Source organism: Streptomyces sp. NPDC006510 (genome assembly GCF_040611955.1).
Classification (GTDB): Bacteria; Actinomycetota; Actinomycetes; order Streptomycetales; family Streptomycetaceae; genus Streptomyces.
Map to the genome: position 1 here is coordinate 1 of NZ_JBEXPH010000162.1, position 19260 is coordinate 19260.

Annotated in this window: 21 protein-coding genes and 1 pseudogene; 17 read left to right on the forward strand and 5 right to left on the reverse strand. The window is 66.3% G+C overall.

Annotated elements, in window-relative coordinates:
* The first annotated feature begins 682 nt into the window (after positions 1-682).
* From ABZY11_RS33645 to ABZY11_RS33655, 3 genes are read left to right on the forward strand one after another with little or no spacing between them, the layout of a single operon-like run.
* On the forward strand, positions 683-1060 hold the full coding sequence (locus ABZY11_RS33645; protein WP_356482796.1) for a hypothetical protein: 378 nt from the start codon (positions 683-685) through the stop codon (positions 1058-1060).
* A complete protein-coding gene (locus ABZY11_RS33650; RefSeq protein ID WP_356482797.1) occupies positions 1036-1686 on the forward strand; it encodes a hypothetical protein in 651 nt (216 codons plus the stop codon). The genes ABZY11_RS33645 and ABZY11_RS33650 overlap by 25 nt, the downstream gene beginning before the upstream one ends.
* 47 nt (positions 1687-1733) lie before the next feature.
* A complete protein-coding gene (locus tag ABZY11_RS33655) occupies positions 1734-1904 on the forward strand; it encodes a hypothetical protein (protein ID WP_356482798.1) in 171 nt (56 codons plus the stop codon).
* A gap of 50 nt (positions 1905-1954) precedes the next feature.
* Here ABZY11_RS33655 and ABZY11_RS33660 read toward each other — a convergent pair.
* From ABZY11_RS33660 to ABZY11_RS33670, 3 genes and pseudogenes are all read right to left on the reverse strand, one after another.
* Positions 1955-2452 (reverse strand): annotated as a pseudogene (locus ABZY11_RS33660) (transposase); the annotation flags it as partial.
* 230 nt (positions 2453-2682) lie between these two features.
* The gene (locus ABZY11_RS33665; RefSeq protein ID WP_356482799.1) at positions 2683-2988 is read right to left on the reverse strand and encodes a DUF397 domain-containing protein; all 306 of its coding nucleotides are present in this window, start codon (positions 2986-2988) and stop codon (positions 2683-2685) included.
* Positions 2916-3815, reverse strand: coding sequence for a helix-turn-helix transcriptional regulator (locus ABZY11_RS33670; protein WP_356482800.1), 900 nt, complete (start codon positions 3813-3815; stop codon positions 2916-2918). The genes ABZY11_RS33665 and ABZY11_RS33670 overlap by 73 nt, the downstream gene beginning before the upstream one ends.
* A 521-nt stretch (positions 3816-4336) precedes the next feature.
* Between ABZY11_RS33670 and ABZY11_RS33675 the strand changes: the two genes are divergently transcribed.
* Together ABZY11_RS33675 and ABZY11_RS33680 are read left to right on the forward strand one after the other, a co-directional pair.
* Positions 4337-5701 carry a hypothetical protein gene (locus ABZY11_RS33675; protein ID WP_356482801.1) on the forward strand — a complete coding sequence of 455 codons (1365 nt, stop codon included), beginning with the start codon at positions 4337-4339 and terminating at the stop codon, positions 5699-5701.
* Between the two features lie 8 nt (positions 5702-5709).
* Positions 5710-6468, forward strand: coding sequence for a 2'-5' RNA ligase family protein (locus ABZY11_RS33680; RefSeq protein ID WP_356482802.1), 759 nt, complete (start codon positions 5710-5712; stop codon positions 6466-6468).
* Positions 6469-6935: 467 nt separating this feature from the next.
* Here ABZY11_RS33680 and ABZY11_RS33685 read toward each other — a convergent pair whose 3' ends face one another.
* Positions 6936-7979, reverse strand: coding sequence for an aldo/keto reductase (locus ABZY11_RS33685; RefSeq protein WP_356482803.1), 1044 nt, complete (start codon positions 7977-7979; stop codon positions 6936-6938).
* Complete coding sequence (locus ABZY11_RS33690) at positions 7976-8464, reverse strand: ATP-binding protein (RefSeq protein ID WP_356482804.1); 489 nt, start codon at positions 8462-8464, stop codon at positions 7976-7978. Before ABZY11_RS33690 ends, ABZY11_RS33685 begins: the two co-directional genes overlap by 4 nt.
* Positions 8465-10066: 1602 nt before the next feature.
* Between ABZY11_RS33690 and ABZY11_RS33695 the strand changes: the two genes are divergently transcribed.
* From ABZY11_RS33695 to ABZY11_RS33750, 12 genes are all read left to right on the forward strand, one after another.
* On the forward strand, positions 10067-11275 hold the full coding sequence (locus ABZY11_RS33695) for an ATP-binding protein (protein WP_356482805.1): 1209 nt from the start codon (positions 10067-10069) through the stop codon (positions 11273-11275).
* Positions 11276-11319: 44 nt separating this feature from the next.
* Positions 11320-11775: a roadblock/LC7 domain-containing protein gene (locus ABZY11_RS33700; RefSeq protein ID WP_356482806.1), complete on the forward strand. Its 456-nt coding sequence runs from the start codon at positions 11320-11322 to the stop codon at positions 11773-11775.
* A gap of 1 nt (position 11776) precedes the next feature.
* Positions 11777-12145 (forward strand): DUF742 domain-containing protein, encoded by a 369-nt coding sequence (locus tag ABZY11_RS33705; protein ID WP_356482807.1) that lies wholly within the window; start codon positions 11777-11779, stop codon positions 12143-12145.
* Positions 12120-12752 carry an ATP/GTP-binding protein gene (locus ABZY11_RS33710; RefSeq protein WP_356482808.1) on the forward strand — a complete coding sequence of 211 codons (633 nt, stop codon included), beginning with the start codon at positions 12120-12122 and terminating at the stop codon, positions 12750-12752. Before ABZY11_RS33705 ends, ABZY11_RS33710 begins: the two co-directional genes overlap by 26 nt.
* A complete protein-coding gene (locus ABZY11_RS33715) occupies positions 12749-13267 on the forward strand; it encodes a GAF domain-containing protein (protein WP_356482809.1) in 519 nt (172 codons plus the stop codon). The genes ABZY11_RS33710 and ABZY11_RS33715 overlap by 4 nt, the downstream gene beginning before the upstream one ends.
* A 63-nt stretch (positions 13268-13330) precedes the next feature.
* Entirely contained in the window at positions 13331-14536 is a 1206-nt protein-coding gene (locus ABZY11_RS33720; protein ID WP_356482810.1) for an acyl-CoA dehydrogenase family protein, read from the forward strand.
* Positions 14533-15465 carry an SAM-dependent methyltransferase gene (locus tag ABZY11_RS33725; RefSeq protein WP_356482811.1) on the forward strand — a complete coding sequence of 311 codons (933 nt, stop codon included), beginning with the start codon at positions 14533-14535 and terminating at the stop codon, positions 15463-15465. Before ABZY11_RS33720 ends, ABZY11_RS33725 begins: the two co-directional genes overlap by 4 nt.
* A 120-nt stretch (positions 15466-15585) precedes the next feature.
* Positions 15586-16410 (forward strand): hypothetical protein, encoded by an 825-nt coding sequence (locus ABZY11_RS33730; protein WP_356482812.1) that lies wholly within the window; start codon positions 15586-15588, stop codon positions 16408-16410.
* A gap of 281 nt (positions 16411-16691) precedes the next feature.
* A complete protein-coding gene (locus tag ABZY11_RS33735) occupies positions 16692-17504 on the forward strand; it encodes a hypothetical protein (RefSeq protein WP_356482813.1) in 813 nt (270 codons plus the stop codon).
* A gap of 280 nt (positions 17505-17784) precedes the next feature.
* Positions 17785-18351 carry a hypothetical protein gene (locus tag ABZY11_RS33740; RefSeq protein ID WP_356482814.1) on the forward strand — a complete coding sequence of 189 codons (567 nt, stop codon included), beginning with the start codon at positions 17785-17787 and terminating at the stop codon, positions 18349-18351.
* Positions 18352-18632: 281 nt separating this feature from the next.
* Positions 18633-18872 carry a DUF3825 domain-containing protein gene (locus ABZY11_RS33745; RefSeq protein ID WP_356482815.1) on the forward strand — a complete coding sequence of 80 codons (240 nt, stop codon included), beginning with the start codon at positions 18633-18635 and terminating at the stop codon, positions 18870-18872.
* Between the two features lie 59 nt (positions 18873-18931).
* Positions 18932-19260, forward strand: a 329-nt coding sequence (locus tag ABZY11_RS33750; RefSeq protein ID WP_356482816.1) for a trehalase-like domain-containing protein, incomplete at its 3' end; no start/stop codon positions are given.

Consider the following 19260-nt stretch of genomic DNA (forward strand, 5'->3'; position numbering starts at 1 on the left):
CACCCGGACAGAATGACGCCCACGCGCCGTCCACCACAGCACCCGGACGGCGCGTCACATCACAACAGGGCAAAGGTTGCCTGATGCGGCACTAGGTGTCTGACGCGACGACTGCAGGGAGAGGACCGCGGCAGCGAGTATCACGACCGAAAACAGAGCCAGGAACACTGCGCCGGCCGGTTCATCGGCCAGAGGCCAGCGTCACCTCGCGCAGGTCCTAGCGGTCGTCCTCGACGCTTTCGAGGATCCTCACTCACTCCTGCAGCTGGACACGTTCGCCGAGACAGTTGCCGCCGCCGATTACGCCCCACAAGGTGGCCGCGTACCTCTACCAACTGGCCCCGTTCCACCCGGCCTGGACTTCGGTCATCGGGCAGTTGACTCAACTTCGCGGCCCCCCGAGTGACGAGCCGGCCGGCATGTAGCCGTTCCAGGTCCAGCTCGGACCAGTGTGACCCAGGGTCGTCGCTTCGCCGCCGCGGTCTGCCCGGAGGCGCCGGTCCGGCTTCGTCCCTGCCACCGTCAATTCGGTGAAGGCCATAAACCCGTTCGGGGAACAGGGAAGCGTTTCTGCTGATGAGGATGGAGCATGCCCGGCTGGAATGTGACACGGTCTGCGGTCATGAGGATGATCAGCGTCATGGTCGCGGCAGTTACCGGTTTAGCGCTCGTTGGCGGGTCTGTGACCAACGCGTCAGCGGGGCCTTACTGGAACAAGAAGACGAAGTGCGAGCAGACCGATCCCGAGGGGCGGGTGATTCCCACTCGGTACGGCAACGGTGATCTCGGCTGGAATCACTTCTCGGGCAAGCACAACATCAAGAAGTGCCGGGTCATCAACGCGGCTCTCGCCGGGAAGGTCGACAAGAAGAGCGGGGGGCGCCTGGAGTACTACGGTGTCGCCCGCCACCAGACCCGGCTGGTCGACATCGTGGTCATCGTGCAATACGCCCGTCGTACTGCCGACGGCGAGTACGACGCGGGCAAGGGCAAGAAGATCGGCGTGATCACGGCCTACTGCAAGGGCGTCAACAAGTGTCCCAGCTGGGTCAACGAGTGAGCGGGCTGTGCGAGGAATCGGTCGAGCAGCAGGCGTACATCACGCGCTTCCTCCTCGACTACACGGCGGTGCCTCTCCTCGGCCAGACCTTCCTGCGCGGGATGCTACCGACGCGGGATGCAGTCCGGATCGTGGCCGGCGCCGCCGACGCCGTGGCACCGAACACACTGGTCGCCTACGAGATCCCGCTGGTGGACGACGATGACGAGCCGGCCACCGCGCCTATGGCACTGGGGTGGGCACGAACGCTCGTGTCCAGTAACCCCGCGTACTCGGATGCGTCCGTGATGGGTATGCCCCTGATCCGGGTGGACACCTCCGCCGTCGAGCCCGCTCCACCGGCACGCACGGACCAGGTACTGCGCATCCTGCGGACACTGGCCTGGCCGGACATCGAGACACCGCCGAGCCCTGCTCTGTGTGGCTTCCTCCTCACCGGGCAGGACAGCGTGCGCCTGTACGTCGCGGTCGAGGAAGTCGGCGTCATTGCGGCCGATGTACGTCTCACCGGCGCGCTGACCGCCCTTCTCGCTGCACTCCCGACACTCGTGCGCGAGGAGGAACGCTGGACGACCGACGAGACCGACCCGCATTGCGTCCACACAATCGACCTCACCACGTGGTGAGAACCAGTGGGCAGCGCGGCCACAACGGCCGCAGGAGGACACCCCACATGAGCACCATTGACTCGGCGCGCCGCCACCTCTTGTCGAGGCCCGACGTCAAGCTGCAAAAACGCCTGATGGGCGGACGCGCCGGCATCCCACTTCTCCGCCACCGCGTCGTCCTGATCGCCCACCTCCGCCGCTGCTACGCGGACCGGCCGACCCTCACACCGGGATGATCTCCGGCTACGAAAATCTTGCCAGAGTCACATAGGCGAGTACGCCGACAACTGGCTTCGAGTTTGGTGCCGTCCAGGGCGACGCGGCCCATTTTGACCATGCCGAGCTTGGTCGCGAGGTGCAGGGACGGCGTGAACAGGTCGGCGAGGGCTTCCAGGTGGCGGCGGAACCGGGAGATGGAGCGGAAGTCGGGGGCCTGGCCGGCGGCCAGGAACCGGAAGGCGATGTCGTCGGCCAGGCGGCGCTTGATTGCCCGTGAGGAGCGGACGCCAGTGGTGTAGCCGTAGATCAGCAGGCGCAACATCAGCCGGGGGTCGTAGGGCGGGTAGCCGCGCTTTTCGGTGTAGTCGGCCAGGACCGGTCCCAGATCGAGCACCTCGTCGACCAACTCGGCGACGAACCGTGCCAGATGGTCCTGGGGTAGCCAGTCGTCCAGCGATGGGGGCAGCAGCAGGACCTGGTGCGGGCCGAACGCCCGAAACGTCTTGTCCGCCCCCGCCGGACGGCCCTGCGGCTGCTTCTTCTCGACCCGCTCGACCTCGAACAGCCCATCCCTACCATGCATACCGCCATCATTACGCATGAATGATCACGAACCGCAAGCGGGTCGCCGGTTACTGGGACACGCTCCTAGCGGCTGCCAGCACCGTTACGCGCTGCCCCCGTTGGGACGACGAGGGTCGCTGAGCCGTCCTCGTCCACGGTCAGGACGAGGCCGTCAGAGCTGTGCTCGTTGCTCGACCACCTGAGTGTGGCCAGGTTACGGCGCTGCAATGGCTATGCGGGTGGGTGCTCCTCCTGGACTACGACGGTCAGGAAGGCTGTCAGCGCCGCAGCAGGGAATGACAGCACCGCACCACCGGGAATTTTGCTGTCCCGGACCCAGATCTGGCCAGGTCGGGCCAAGGCAAACTCGACACAGTTTCCGGACCCGCCGCTGTATGAGGACTTGCGCCACCGGACGCCGTCGCCGCTGCAAGGGGTACCTGTGGTGACGGTCTTGCTGGGGTTCACTGTTGAAGCTCCTCCATCGCTGTTCTGAGACGATTCTGGGTCTCGGTGGGTGTGAGCGCCCGCTGCCACAGCCAGTCGAATGCGTTGTGGTAGCGGGAGACTTCGTCCTCGTCCTGCGGGTAGACGGAGCGGCTCATGAGTTCTGCGCACGCAACATCCCGGACCGCGTGCGAGGGGAACTTCATGATCACAAAGCCGCCCGTGAGTCCTGGGTGGAGGCCGACGGACTTGAGGCTCATCCGAAGCGTAATTCGAGGATGGTCGGCCGCGTCGATGAGGTGTTGAAACTGACGGTTCATGACAGCCGGCCCGGCTGCGGGAGGCTCGACCGCCCGCTCGTCCACGAGAATTGTCAGCCGAGGTCCGTCGCCCTGGTCCGAGGGGGCGGCCAGGATGCGCCGCTGGCGTGCGGCCCGGATCTCAGCGAACCGCCGGACCTGGGCTTCGGTCAGATCCGGACGCAGTGCAGGTACGACGGCGCTGGCGTACTCGGGAGTCTGAAGAATGCCCGGAATCACCAGCGGTTCGTAGTTCCTGATCTCGCTGGCCACCGCTTCCAGGCCAAGGTAGTTGTCGAAGGCCGTCGGGCTGAGTACGTCGTTGTGCCTCTTCCACCACTGCGGCTTTCGCCTCAGTGACGCGTCAAGACGGATGAGCTCAAGAATCTCGTTCCGTACTCCTTCGCCGGTGACGTTGTAGCAGTCCAGGAGGCGCTCGGCGGTGGGCTGAGTGATTCCTCGGGTACCGCCCTCGACTCTGCTCAGCCCGCCCTTGTCCAGGACGCCGGCCTTGGTCACGGCCTCGCTCTGGCGCAGCCCGGCTTCAACCCGTAGTTGGGCCAGCAGGGCACCCAGTTGAGACCTGACCATGGAGGTCGGGGGCACTTTAGTCGACATGCCGACAGTGTGCCGTCGCTAGCCTCGTATCACAACCAAAAGTGCGAGCAATTTTGCTCAGCTAGTTGTCAAGCACAGTTGATTAGGAGCATCCTAGCCAGGTCACAGTGCGTGCAGAAGCTGTCGCCTGTCGTGGCTGTCGCTGTCTCGGTTGGCTTGTCCCAGGAGGACTGTCGTCTTGACCCGCCCAACACTGTTCCGGGTACTCCTTGAGGAGCAGCGCTGGGATAGCTGGGCTGTCTTCTCCGCGCACTTCGCGCGAGCGGCCCACGAAGTGGCGCTTGTGACAGGTACTGGCCGACCGGTTGGGGCCGCGGTTGCCCGGCGTACTTTCGACCGGTGGATGGCCGGCGAACTGGAGGTGCTCCCCCGGCGCGAGACCCAGATGGTCCTGGAGCATCTTCTCGGGTTCGCGTGCATCAGGCTCTTCGGCATGGTCCCTGATGCCTTCAGTACTGAGAAAGCTGCAGAGAATGGCGGGCCCGCACGACTGATCCGCCGACGTCCCGGAGGTACAGGCCATGCGGCCGACGTTGTTCCGTCAGATGGTGCAGGAGCGGCGCTGGACCACGAGCGAGACGTTCAGCACCCACTTTGCGAAGGCGGGGCGGGAACTGGCTGAACAAACTGGGAACCGCCGCCTCGGGGAGATCTCTGTCCCCCGTCGCACCTTTGACCGGTGGATGGCCGGCGAAGTGCGGAGCCTGCCCCAGCGCGACACCCGCAGAATCCTGGAGCACCTCTTCCAGCAACCCGTAGCGAAGCTGTTCCACACCTCGGACAGCAAGATGCTGATGGCGGCCGTGCCCTTGCCAGCGGTTCGGCAGAGCTCGCGGCCCCTTGCTTCCCCCCAGACAGGCATGTTCGACGACCCGTTGTCAGTCGCTGCCCAGACTGAGTCGCTGACCCGGTCCAGTGTGGATGCGGCGTTATTGGAACACTTCCGTGGGCAATTGCAGGGGATCGTGGACCGCTACGAGACCCGTGGCCCTCAGGCGCTCGCCGGTGAGGCTCGAATGATCCGAAGTACGCTCCACACTCTGCTGAGCGGGCAACATCTACCGGCGGTCCGGGCCGAGTTGTTCGGGCTGACCAGCCGTGCTGCGGGCCTCTTGGCCTACATGGCCGTCAACGCCGGATCAGGGCCCACCGTAGCGGAGGCATATTGCACGGAGGCCGAGGTCCTTGCGAAGCACATCGGCGATACACAGCTGCAGATGTGGGCTGCTGGCACCCGGTCGCTCAGCCTCTACTACCAGCGTCGATACTCCGAAGCCGACGCTGCGGCGGCAGCCGGCATCGAAATGGCGCCGACCAGCCATCAAGCCATCCGGCTCTTGGCCAACGGACGAGCACGTGCTCTGGCCCGTCTAGGCGACCGAAGGGGCGCGGAGCGAGCCATCGGCAAAGCCCTGGACCTTTCCGACAGGCTGGCCGGCCTTCCATCCGGGATCACTTCATGCATCTCCTTCGCGCCCTACAGCCCGGCCCGCACTCTGGCCAACGTGATAACCGCTCGGCTGTCCCTCGATGACACAGCCGAGGTTCTGTCCTGTGCAGAACTGATTGACAGCCTGATCGAGAACTCCGATTCCGAGTGGAGCCGCGCCCTGGTTCGTCTCGATGTCGCCACGGCCCTTCTCCAGCACAAACAGCCGGAGGTGGAACACGCCATGGCTCTAGGGCAGAGTGCGCTTCACGCAGGAACCACCACGCCCATCGCTTCCGTGTGGCAAAGGGCAAATGAACTGTACGAGCGTGCGAGGCCTTGGCACGCTGAGGCTGACGTAAGCCAGTATGCCGAGGACCTGAGGAACTGGCGCTCACACCCTCAAGCCAAACCGATCGTCAGTGGCCCGGGCCCGGAGCTCGCGCCACAGCAGTAAGGAGAGTCGTGACGCCCGAACTGGATGTCCATCCTTCGGCGTTCCCGCTGCACCCGCCCTCCGACCTTGTCGACCCAGGGTTGCTCGTCGATCACGACTGGCATGCGTTCACTGCGGTCGAGCAGATGACGAACCACTGGGAGCGTCCCGGATGGGGCGAGGGGCAACGCGCTTATTACTGGATGCTCACGTTTCCCGAGGCTCTCCACCTGCTTGACCGTACAAGGCACTGTCAGAACGAACTCGCGCACCTGAGCATGGACCCCGTTCCTGCGGACGGACTGCACGTGACGTTGACCCGCGTCGGCAGCACTGACAGGGTGTCGAACCAGCAGCTGCAACTTCTCGCGGAACTGGCCGAGCAGCTGCCTGAGGAAAGCTTCCGAATCGCCGCTCATCCCCTTGCTGGTTCACGCGGGGCTGTACGCTTCACCCTCACCCCTTGGTTGCCGCTTGTCCGTCTGCATGCCGCCCTCTGCGCGATCGGCCGTCAAGCCGGAGTACCCGGCGGCAAGCCCACCGTTGCCTTCCGGCCCCACCTGGGCATCCAATACAACAACCGGGAACGACCCGCCGCGCCCGTTGTCGAGAGCGTCGCTCGGCTGCGAACCCTCGCCCCCGTGTCTCTGGAGATCAACCGTGTGGATCTCGTCGAGCTCTGGCGCACCACCAGCTCCTCACCGGCCTACCGTTGGCGCGTCGTACGGAGCGTTGCTCTGCGTGCCCGGTCCGGGCACGATGCTTCCCTTCCAGGCGGGCTGGACTGACGGGGGAATCGGATGACGTTGTTCCGCCGGATGGTGCAGGAGCGGTGCTGGACCACGAGCAAGACGGTCAGCAGCCACTTCGCATAGGCGGGACAGGAGTTGGCCGGGCAAACCGGGGACCGCTGCCTCGCTGATGTCTCCATCGCTCGTCGTACTTCGACCCGTGGATGGCCAGCGAAGTGCGGAGCCTGCCCCCAGCGCGACACCGGCAGAGTCCTGGAGCACATCTTCCAGCAACCCGTATCGCTGCCGTTCGATACCCCCTGCGAGTGAGCGCCCATGTACGGAAACATCGGCGACGGCCAGACGCGCTGGTTCACAGGCTTGCCCGTATCGGAACCGAGGCAAAGGGGAGTCCATACCCCGAACTCACTTCTCCTCCCCCAGGAAGGCGAAGACCTGAACTGATGTCACCTACCCCCGGCAACCAGCGCCGCCCCCTGCGACGGCTCTGTTGGGGTGCGGTGTCATGCCTGCAGTTCCTTGGTGGGCGAGCGTGTCACTTTCTCGTGGAGGCGAGTCCGGAAGTCGGCATAGGCGTCGTCGACGGCCCCGAGCTCCTCTGGCGTGAGCGGGAGCCCCAGGCAGCGGTAGCTCTCCTCGACCTGCTGCTCGTTGTCGAAGCCGACAACGACCACGCACTGTTCCCCGCGTTGCAAGGAAGAGCGGAGGGCCAGCTGGGTCAGAGCGCCTGGAGCGTCGCCGGAGTGGCCGCGAAGCCCCTGGAGTCCCTCATCGGCCTGTTTCATGTGTGGAGGTATGAGTCGTGGGTGCCTCGGGGAGAGCTCTGCCCGCGACGACGCCTTCCCCATAAGAAGACCATGGGCCAGCGGGGCTGCCAGCACCAGGCCGACGCCGTGCCTGGCAGTGAAGGTGAACAAGTCATCCCCTTCGATGGAAACGGCTGGGGTGAAGGCGTTGAATCGCGTCCAGACCACATCGGGCTTGATCAGTCGGAACAGATACAGGAACCGTTCAACCTCTGCCGCCCATTCCTCGGGGGATGCGACGTAGTTGACAAACGGCCCGCGCATACCAATCGCCTTGATGGACTCCACTTCACGGAGCGTGCGCATCACGTCGATGGCGTTGCCCAAGTACCGGTCATCGGGCCCGAAATCAAAGCTGTCCAACGTGTACAGGTGGAGTTGCTCGGCATAGAGGTTTTCCAGCGACTGCTCGAGTTGGTGGTGGATGTGCCGGCCCGCATACGGGTGCTCAGCACTGCCACGCAACTGCCCTACTTTGCTGCTCAGTTGGAGGGGCAGTTTCGGATGCCGACGCAGAAACTGGCCGATGGCCCGTTCCGTGTGCCCGTAGTCATAGGAGTCGGAGGTGTCGAAGAGCGTCGCCCCCCGCTCAACCGCGCGGCTAAGGCCCCCCAGGAACTGATTGATGTGTTCCGACTTGTCGTGCGGCGCGCGGCCAGTGGACATGTTGCAGTGGAGGCCGACCGGGTTGGTGACGATGCCCCGGCACAGGTGGCGGACGCCAAGATCGGAATCGCTCACGCACTGCTCCCGCGCAAGTAGAGGGCTGCAGTCACAACTTTACCGGCCGGGACAAGCTCGACACCCCATGCATTGGCGAACGCAGAGATCAAGAACAGACCTTGTCCGCCTTCAGGTAGGTCGAGCCTGTTGATGGCATCGGCCTCCCCCTCGTTCAGGTCGGCCAAGCGGCTGACAGGAACTGCTGGAATGGCAGTGGTATCGGTTCCGCAGTCGACGACACCCACGGTGACACCCTCCTCGTAGAGGTCGAGGGTGAAGGACACCGGCCCGCCCGCGTGCCGGATCGCGTTGGTGAGTAGTTCGGTGGCGACCAGAACTGTGTCGTCGATCCGTCCCTGGTCAGAGCGGTCTTTCATCAGCCAGCGAACCGTCTCGCGGGCCCACGCTAGAGGTTCACTCCTGGCCTTGAGAGTGAAGGCGTGATGGTCAACCAGTTGCCCCAATTTCCGGCCCCGGATGAATTCGGCTGTTGTCGACGGCACCTTCGTCTCCTTGTTCTTCGAGACGCCGTGTGGCGTGGGCCGGGAAATCGACCCGCTGCTAACCCTCCCCGACAGAGGCAGGGCAGCGGTACGCCAAACCTTGGCCATGTTGTGGCCATATCGGCTGCTGTGATCTCGGCCCGGCCGGTCTGGGGGCCGGAATCACCCATCAGTGGCTCCTTGCACGCCCCCGTATGGACAGCAACAGGTCTCACCGGGGAACGCTCCGCCCCACACGCTGTTCACCACTGCCGATGTGGGCGTGCAGCCGCCGATTCACCGGCAAACCCTGCCCAGTACTTCTCCGACCATGCCCGGAGCCCCGACTCGGAACTCGATTACAGAATGAGTCCCGCAACGAGAAAAGCATCACGAAGGACACAAAAAGTGCCCTTGCGAGTACAACTCAACAAGCATTGTCAAGCACTTCAATGAAGATGGCCACGTTATGGCCACGCTCCCCGCATACCGCCAGGGAGCGCGTGGGGCGCTACCCGATCGACCCTTTTCTCCGCTCTTGTGACCCCTGAAATGAACGCAGGGACACGGAGGTTCGCTGCCGGCTGCCCTCGACATGGCCACAACGTGGCCAAGGTTTGGCGTATCGCTTTCGCGGCGGGGAGATCAGGCTTGGTTTCAGACGAGATCCACTCCCGAACCACCTACCACCGTTCCCCGACGGTTACGGCCCCTTCGCCGGACCCCGTGGCCTTCCTTCCGTCATTCCCGCTGCTTCTCCAGCGGCTTCCGCTCACAACCTGCCGCGCCTTTCGATGGTGAAGGCCTTGACCGGAGTCCCCATGCACCCCTTTCCGAGCACGAGCCTGCCCTGGCATATCGCCACTGCCGAGCAGCCCCGACCGGCGGTGTTGCCGTCCCGCCACGAAATCGTCCGTACAAGTGCAGGGATCGGGCTGCCCGCGGTCGAGAGGCTGCGGATGGAGGGGGAGCCCGTGGGCCCGATCCTCTACTGCAGGCCGCACGGCGTCCTGCTGATTCCGGTCGAGGCCGGCACTGCCGGAACCTGGGGCGCTCGGCACTCACCGTGCCTCTCGCAAGGGCAGTGGTGGTGCGTGGACCCAGGGCAGTCTTCTTCCCGCATGCAGTGCACAGCTCGTCTCTGGCTCCTCCCGTCCCGCAACTCTTCTGACTATGCACCGGTGACCGCAGCCTCAGCGCTGCACGACGGTCTGTGCCGCTCGCGTTCCCCGAAGGCCGCGGCCGCGCTCTGGTCCGTCTTTGACGGGGGCCGTCCCCTTGAGGTGACCTGTGCCTGAGCATGTGTTCCGCCCGAGGCCGGCTTCAGGGCGCCGCCGCCGGACCGCGAGCGGAGCCGGTAAAGCGCTGCACTCCGGGAATGGGTCCTATCTTCCTTCCGCGGCCACGTCCAGTGCTCTGGCCGCTGCTGTGGTGGGCTGCGCGTGGGCGGCTGACGGTCTCGGTCTGCTGCCGATGCCGGTCGCCGTGGCGGCCGGGGCTTCGGCGGCGAGCGCCGCGACGTGGCGTGGGTACCTTCGTTCGCGCAGTGCCCGCGATGCGTTCGCACGTACCGAGTCACAGCGTGTCCAGGCCGAACAGCGCCTGAAGGAGGCCCAGGATGGGATGACCCGGGCCGAGCAGGCCCTGCAGGAGATCTCCGGACTGATCGGCCTGGGCCGACAGAACATCGCCTGGGCGGCATCGGAGGTGGAGCAAGGACGCGTCCACGTCCGTCACACCCCTGCGATGCTGCCCCAGCCGACCGGCAACCTGTGCACCGATGTCCTCGCGGCGCTGGAGCACGGCCAGACCGAGGCATGGCAGGCAGTGATTGCAGCGGCCGCCCACCAGCACCATCTGCTGAACCAGGAAGCGGAGCTGGCCGAGATCTTCCGGCCCATCTCTGCGCGCCTGCACTCGCTCATCTACCGCACTCTGGCCGTCCTGGACGAAGTGGAACGTGAGGTCGAAGACCCCGACCTGCTCGGTGAGCTGTTCCGGATCGACCACCTGGTGACGCGGATGCGCCGGGGCGCGGAGAGTCTGGCGGTGCTGGGCGGAGATCTACCGTCGCGCACAGTCGAGCCGGTCCTGGTCTCCGCCATGCTCCGCATGGCGGTCGGGGAAATCGAGGACTACTCCCGTGTGCAGATCGCGCATTCGGATCAGCCTGTCGCCCTGCCCGGCTATGTGAGCCCGAGCGTCGTGCATCTGCTGGCCGAGCTGATGGAGAACGCGACGAAGTTCTCGGCGACCGATGTCGATGTACACACCAGCCACGTGACGGACGGACTGGCCATCGAGATCGTCGACCGCGGCCCGGGCATGACCGCCCAGAAGCGCGCCGCTCTGAACGATCTGCTGGCACGCCCGGAAGGGGCCGACCCGCGCAGTCGCCTCAGAGAAGGGCAGATCGGTCTGCTGGTCGCCGCGCTGCTGGCCAAGCGGCACGGCGTCTTCATCGAGCTGCACCCGGATGGGATGGGCGGCATACGCGCGGTTGTTGTCCTCCCCGGAAGGCTGCTCGTCACACCGGCGGCGGTGCCCGAGCAGGGTGTGCCCATGGTGTCCGCAGGTCCGGAGCGTCCCGTGGCCGGGCTTCCCCGGCGCCTCCCGCAGACCCAGTGCACCACCGGCGGGGACGACACCGGGCATTCGCGTGGCCGTCCTGACCAAGGCGATGGCGGCGTCAGGCCCGCACTTCCGCGCCGCGAAGCCGCTCAGGCCGGCCATGTCCCGGCACCGGCCCCGGACGTACCGCGGGAGCCGGTCGGTCCGCCCAGTCCCGATCTGATGGCGCGGTTCAAACGCACACGCCCGGCCGGCGACTGATGCCTGCCCCCGTTCCCCCCACTCACGAGAACCAGGAGAGTTTCATGCCCGACATCGTTCCTACCAGCGGCACAACGCTCGACGGGCTGCTGGCCGGATTCCTGTCTCGTACTCCCCACGCCTACCACGTAGTGCTCGTCGCCCCTGACGGCTTGACGATCGCCTACGCCGACGACGGGACCAACACCTCCTACTCCGCCGAAAACGACGGCGGGGCGGAGGGCAGGCTGGCCGCAGCCATCAGTGGGCTGTACTCGCTCGCTCGCGGAATCCTGGCATGCGGCGTGCGGCAGCTCGTCATCGAGGGCGAGACCGAGACGCTGTTCGTGATGAGCGCCGGATCCGTCGGCCACACCTCAACTGTGGGAACGCGCCTGGGAGTCATCGCTGGGCATGAGGCGGATCCGGGTGCCATCGGCTGGGAAATGACCATCCTGACCAAGAGCCTCGACGAGCATCTGAGCACGAGGGCCCGGACCGGCATCGGGCAGGAGCAGTGACGTGGCTCCCCGCCGTAGCGCCTGGCACGACAGTGCCCTGGACGATGTACGTCCGTACACGATCACTGCAGGCCGCACACGCCCGAAGTACGAACTGCAGCTGACGTCCCTGCTGAGTCCGGGGCCTGCCACCACTCCTACCGGCATCGGCGCCGATGCCGAGGCCATGCGGCTGCTCTGCCTCATCTCGCCTCGGTCCATTGTCGAGCTCGCGGGACTGCGTAGCCAGCTCGTCCAGGTCACCAAGGTCCTGGTCTGCGACCTTCTCGACCTCGGAGCGCTGGTCCTCACCGCTCCCGCCGATATTGCCCCGCACGAAGACAAACACCTCCTGGAGGCAGTCGTTGCCGGCCTACAACGCTTGCCCTGACTCCGCACGTGGTCATGCAGCACCGAAGGTGCTGAAGATCGTGATCGCAGGCGGCCTCGGTGTCGGCAAGACCACACTGGTGGGCACGGTCAGCGACATCAAGCCGCTGACCACCGAAGAGTCGCTGACCATCGCGGGCCGGGACACCGACGACCTGACCGGAATCGAGGCCAAGACCACCACGACGGTCGCAATGGACTTCGGCAAGATCAGCCTCAAGGGTCTCAACACTGAAGTGTTCCTGTTCGGCACCCCAGGCCAGGAACGGTTCTGGTTCACCTGGGACGACCTCTGCCACGGCGCCGTCGGCGCCGTGGTCCTGGCCGACACCCGCCGTCTCACGGACTCCTTCGCTGCCATCGGCTATTTCGAACAGCGTCGCACCCCCTTCGTCGTGGCTATCAACGAGTTCGACGGCGCCCTGCGCTACAGCACGGACGAGGTCAGCGACGCCCTGCAGCTCCCGGAATCCGTCCCCGTACTGATCTGCGACGCCCGCAACCGCGCATCCGCACTGGACGTGCTGATCCGCCTGATCAAACTACGGATCAAAACCCGGCTGTCCCCTACCCATGCCACCACCCCAAGCCTCGGAGCACATGTATGACCACGCCCGCCATACAGCCGGATCACAAGCGCAGGGCTGAGCTGCAGCACGCCCTCGGCCTCACGGCCCCCGATCCCAAGTTCGACGAATTCGCCGTGCGCCTCCGCCACGCTGCGGCCGTCCCGTACGCGATGGTCAACATCTTCGGCACCCAGCACCAGCAGTTCTTCGGGCTGGCCACCCCCCAGGGAAACGAGCTGCCGGCCGTGGGCCGCAGCATGCCCCTCAACCACGGCTTCTGCCCGGAGGTTGCACGGAGACGGAACGCGCTAGTTCTGCCCAGCGTCTACGTCGCCCCACGCTTCGGGTCCAACCCGGTAGTCGACCTGATCGGCATCCGCAGCTACGCCGGCGCACCTCTGATCCACGAGGACATCGTGCTGGGCACGGTGTGTTTCGTCGGGCGCGAAAGCCAGCCCAGGAGCGAGGGCCGGGCGATGCTCGCGCTCATCAAGTCCCACCGCGACGCCGTCCTCGACTTCATCCACAGACGGGCCGGATACCTGCCCCGGTGAGGACCACCAGCGCGACCGAACAACGAACGTGACCGAGTCACCGAACAGGGAGGGGAGCACACGATGTCCGGGGTGTATCTGACACCGCAGCACGACCAGCTTCGCCAGGCGGTGCGCACCTTCGTCGAGTGCGAAGTCGCTCCGCGGGTGGCAGAGATGGAACAGAGCGGCGCCGTCGAGCGGGATCTGGTGTCCCTGATGGCTCGGCAGGGGTGGATCGGTGCCACCATTCACCCCGAGTACGGAGGGATGGGCGTCGGCCATGTCGCCAAGTCCCTGATCATCGAAGAGATCGCCCGGGTGTCCGCCGCGATGGGCGCGGCGGTGCAGGCGTCCCAGCTCGGCGTGGCGAAGATCCTCCATTTCGGAAACGACCGGCAGAAGGAGACATGGCTGCCGCAGATCGCCGCCGGGACCGTCCTGCCGACTATCGCGGTGACCGAGCCGGACTCCGGCAGCCATGTCCTGGGCATGCAGGCCACAGCACAGCGCCGGGGCAACGACTACGTGCTCAACGGCCGCAAGTGCTACATCGGCAACTCCCACATCGGGAACCTGCACGGCATCGTCGTGCGCACCTCGAAGAAGGCGGGGCCAAGGAGTCTGTCGGCGTTCCTGGTCGAGTCCGGCCGGCCCGGCCTGTCCGTCGGCGAGCACATACCCGCCATGGGACTGCGCGGGTTCTCCTTCGGCGAGCTCATCCTGGAGAACTGCCGGGTACCGGCGGAAAACTTGCTCGGCGCCCCTGGAGACGGCCTCGATGTCGCCTACTCCTCCAGCGTGCTCTACGGCCGGCCCAACCTAACGGCGGTGGCACTCGGGATCCACCAGGCCCTCGTGGACGAAACAATCGCCTACACCCAAAAACGCTTTCTCTACGGCCGCCCTCTCTCGAAGTTGCCGACGGTCAGGGAGAAGCTGGGACTGCTGACGTCACGCCTCACCACCGCCCGGAGCATCGCGTACGAGGCCGTGTCCCTCCTGGACCAGGGGAAACCGTGCGACGACCTCCTCATCAACGCCAAGTTCGTCAACGCCGATTCGGTGCGTGACTCGGCCCGCACGGCCATGGACGTCCACGGTGCGGCCGGTCTCATGACCGGCCGCCCGATCGAGCGGCTCTTCCGCGACGCGGAGCACACGTACGCACCCGCCGGCACCGGAGACATCCAGATACTGCGGCTGGGACAGGAAGCGCTGGGCACCGAGCACGACCAGTGGTCGCAGCGGTTCCCCTCCCCGCTGTCCGCGACCGGGGCAGCCGCATGAACACCACCAGGCACACACAGGCAACCCGGACACCGGACCCGGTTCAGCAACTCGCCGGCACCGCCGGGCAACGCGCCAGCAACGATCCGGCCACCCTTCACCACGGCCCGGACCGTACTCGCAGCTGGGCCTGCCGCCCGTCCTCGGCCCGTATCGCCAACTACCTTCTGGGCGGGCGCCACAACTACCCTGCAGACAGGCAGGTCGCCAAACGTGTGCGAGCAGTGGCACCGTGGCTGGAGACGGCCGTGCTGATCAACCGTGTCCACGGGCACCTGACCGTCGCGGCCCTCGCGTCGGAGTACGGGATCACGCAGTTCCTGGACCTGGGCTCCGGGCTGCTTCCCACCGGCACCACATCCGACGAACTGCACGAACCGGTGTGCGCTTCCGTACCCGGAGCCAGGGTCGTCCACGTCGACTCCGACATGGCGATGGCCCATCACACGCGAACATGCCTGACGGCGAGCCCGCGCAGTCACCCCTTCGTCCACGCGGACTTCCGGAACATCTTCAGTGTGCTCAGAGCCCCGGCCGTGCAGAGCCTGGACCCCGGGAAACCGGTGGGCGTACTCGCCCACGGCGGCGCCTTGGGTGCGACGACCACGGCGGAAGCCGGCTTCGTGCTCAATCAGGTGAGAGCCTGGGCGCCGCCGGGCAGCGCGATCTCCATGACCCACGTCACGGCCGACTTCTGCGAGCGCGAAGCAGCCGCCGCCGCCGCCCGTCACCTGTCAAAGGCCGGACTCCCCTTCCACCCTTGTTCTGGGACCGAGATCGCACAACTGCTCGCCCCATGGCCTCTGCGGAAACCGGGAGTAGTCGCCCTGTCCCACTACCACCAGGGCAACCCGCACGCGCACCTCCCGGACCACGCCACGGGCACGTACGCGGCCATCGCCCTGCACCCGGATCGCGCACACCACTGACCACCCACCCCACACCCCAGACCGGTCGTCTCTGGGGACCTGAGTACAGGTCCCCAGAGACGGCCCTCCAACGAGCCCCTGCGACCGAGCGGTCCAGGACATCAGTACGGGAGCAGCAGCATGACGGACATCGAGGTCCTCGACGAGACGGGGACCAACGCAACCCTTCAGCACCGCATCGACAGGATCCTCACCGAGGTCGTGCCGTTGGTGCACCCGACGACGGAACTGGAGCTGCCGCCCCTGGTGATCTACCGGATTGTCAGCCCGCAGACCTGGCAGTCCGAACAGCAGTCCCAGATGAACCAGGCCTTCACGGCACTCCGCGCGCGGCAGCCGTGGTGGAAGAAGCTGGCCGGCGCACGCAGGGAAGCGGCCGCGCGGTCTGCGTTCCGGCGAACGGCGCCGCTCCTGCGTGACCTGGTGATGGGCGCAACGCTGCCTGGGCCGGACCTGCTCTCCCAGACAATCCTGACGCCAGAGGGGCTGTTTCACACCGGTGTGTCCACGGACGAGACGTACCTGACGCAGGTGGTGGCTCACGAACTGGTGCACCACGCACAGAACCGGGCCTCGAAGCATGGCGCACGGTGGGCCGAATCACGCTCCGCCCCGCCCGGCCCTGCGATCTCGGTCCTGGAGGAGGGGCACGCCCGCTGGGCCGACCGGCAGATGACCCGGAAACTCTTCGGAACTCCGGTCGACGCCGACACCGCGCCCCGCTCCGACCACTACGTCCAGGTTGCCGAAGATCCACGAGTGGCCGACATGTATGCGGCGCGGCAGACCCCGTACACGGTGGGCTGCGACCTGGTGGAAGCGGCGGTCCAGGGCGTGGGCATCCAGCGCCTCAACCAGGTGTGGCAGGACGGCCTGCTGCTACCGAATCAGCACGAGATGTCCGAGCCGGAGCTATGGGCGGCCCGACTGAAGACATTGACATGAGTACTGGTCGACGTCCCACCTCCGCCACCCGCACCTCTTTCAGCGGGCTGGAGGCTCTGTGTGTCGTCGGATCTGCTCCGCCAGCGATGACACAGGCACGGGCTGCTCCGCCACGGGCCGGCCGTTGAGCTGGAGACCCAGAATCCGCCGTACGCCGCACTCGGCCCTGGCGAAACGCCGCTCAAGCCAGTGACACCTACCCGCGAGACATCGCACTGCCAGGCATCGGCCTGAAAGCCGAGCATTCCGCACCGTCCGCCATCTCACCCACGGAGCTTCCCGTGAGCACGACCCACTCCGCCCATGACGATGCCGTCGAATTGAGCTCCACCCTTCGCCGTACCTTGCAGGCAGCCGGAATCTACTGCCCCGGCACGACGGTCGACGACGACAAGTCCGCCGGTCATCCGGTCATGCACATGAACTACCTGGCCGGCCCTGATGCCGCCACCCTGGCCGCGCTGCTGCGCCCCAGGCCGGGCGCCGACACGGCCCTCCCGGCCCGGACATGCCCGGAGTCCATGACCTACGAGGAAACCGTCGCCGTGCGCAACGGCCTCCACGACGCTCTGGCCGAGGCCGGCATCAGTGGACTCACACAGGTAAGTGCCCACCCCCGTGGCGGGCCCCCGGTCATGCACCTCAAACGTCTGGACAGCACCACCGCCACCACACTCATTTCCCTCCTCCGCGCGGGCATGAGCGAGCACTTCGCGACAGCTGATGCCCTGCACGACGCCTTTCAAGACCACGGACTGTACGCGCACTCCCCCTTCCCCGAGCCGGCCGTAAACGGTCTCCGCATCCGTCTCGGCGACGTCAGTGTCCACTCGGCGCTCGCACTCGGCACCCTCCTCGGCGCAGGTCCGGTCCCCACAGAACTCGCACAGATCCCGGACTATCCCGAATCTGTGCAGGTCATGGAGCGCCTCTTCCAGGCAGTGAGGGAGAAGACCTCTGGCTTCATGGACGTCACCTTCCACCCCAATTGCATGAAATGCGACCACTTCCCCACCATCACGCTCGGCGACCTGGGCATGGACACCGCCAAGCGCCTGGCGGAGGCCCTCCAACCGGCACATGAGCAGCCGTGACCGCCTTCTGGCGAGATCGACAGGGACAACAGCACGGAAGGACCGAGTACATCGGCATCACCGTGCCCCACGCGCCTCGATGTCCTGCGCCCGGACCTCACGCCCACCCGCTGGCACGCGCGGCCCGGCTTGTGTGCTGGTGTGGCCGGCCCCGGACCCTTGCGGACAGCCTTCAGACCGCCTTCACCGCGCTGAGAGCACGCCCGTACCGGCTCACCGGCCGCCTCCCCGCCACGCGGGCGCACTTCCCCTGTCCAGAGCAAAATTCCCAAGGAATGTTGTGTACGAGATACGCGAGATGCTGCAGGACGACCTGCCTGCAGTCACCGCTCTGTGGAGGGCACGGGTCCGGTGGGCCGAGTACAGAGGTATCGGACTCATCCGCTACTGCCCCCTCACTGCGGCTGAGCAGGCGGCTGCCCAGCCGTTCGTTCTGACCTGTGATGGGGCGGTCGTCGCTACGGCGACGACCGTCGATCAGACACCCCATGCCGGCTGGACGGCCCGCGAAGCAGCCCAGCGTGCTGTTGGCCTGGTCCGGATAGTCACGGATCCGGCGCTGGCCGCGGACCGGCTCAGCTGGGTCATCACGTCGTGGGTCAGGGACCGGGCCGCCCGCACCGGACACGCATGGGTCCGGATACGGGTCGCCCCGCCCCGGCTGGCCCTGCATCTTTCGGAACATCTCGCGTGGGAACCGGTCCGCACGGTGCGGACCGCCGACGGCGGCACGGCCCATCTGCTGCAGCACGAGGCCCGTGAGATACCCGGCATCCGGGCCCTGGTCCAGGACGCGCCTGCGATATCGGGCCTCGCGGGCACCCCGCCATCCGTCAGGAACACGTGAAACAGAAATCCGGGCACTTTGCCGGCGCAGTCCGCCCCGGACCCCGTTCACACCCGTTCGCCACTGCTTGACCGGGCGAGCATCCGCCCGGCAGTCCACACCGCACCCACTCCGCCTCGAAAGGCTGTTGTGTCACCCTTGCGCACCACCCCGTCGATCACCGCTACGGATTTTGGCTATTCGCACAGCCTCTCCGTCGGCAGCACGCCCTCCGGCGCCGGGAGTTCCGCGCTCGGCAGGAGGGGGAACTCGTCAATGCGCGGCCAGCTGAGCGTCTTCGCCTGGCTCGGCCATGTCCGTCGCGCAGAGCGTCAGGCGGGCACCGGATCCGCGTGCCGCTCTACCTGGCGGACCCCGCAACACCGGACGCAGTACTGGTGATATCCCGCGGCGACATGTCCTACCGCAGCACCGCCATCGTGTCGCTCGCCGACGCGTACAAGGCCTCACGGCTCATCACCCCGCCCCCGCCGTTCCACACCGCTCACCAAGCCCCCGACGCAGAGGACTCACCGTGCTGACCGCCATACCCGCTGACCTGCCCACCCGGCGCATCGAGGATTACGCACTCATCGGAGACATGCAGACCGCCGCCCTGGTCTGCCGGGACGGCACAGTGGACTGGCTGTGCCTTCCCCGCTTCGATTCGCACGCCGTCTTCGCAGGACTGCTGGGTACCGAGGAGCACGGCTTCTGGCGCCTGGGTCCGGCACGGGCGGACGGGACGCAGCCGCAGGCCGCGGACCGCCGCCGCTACCGCGGGGACTCCCTCATCCTGGAATCGGAGTGGGACACACCGCGCGGAACGGTCAGAGTGACCGATTTCATGCCGCCGCGTGACGGTGCGCCGCAGGTGATCCGGATCGTGGAAGGGATCAGCGGCCGGGTGCCGATGCGCTCCGAGCTGCG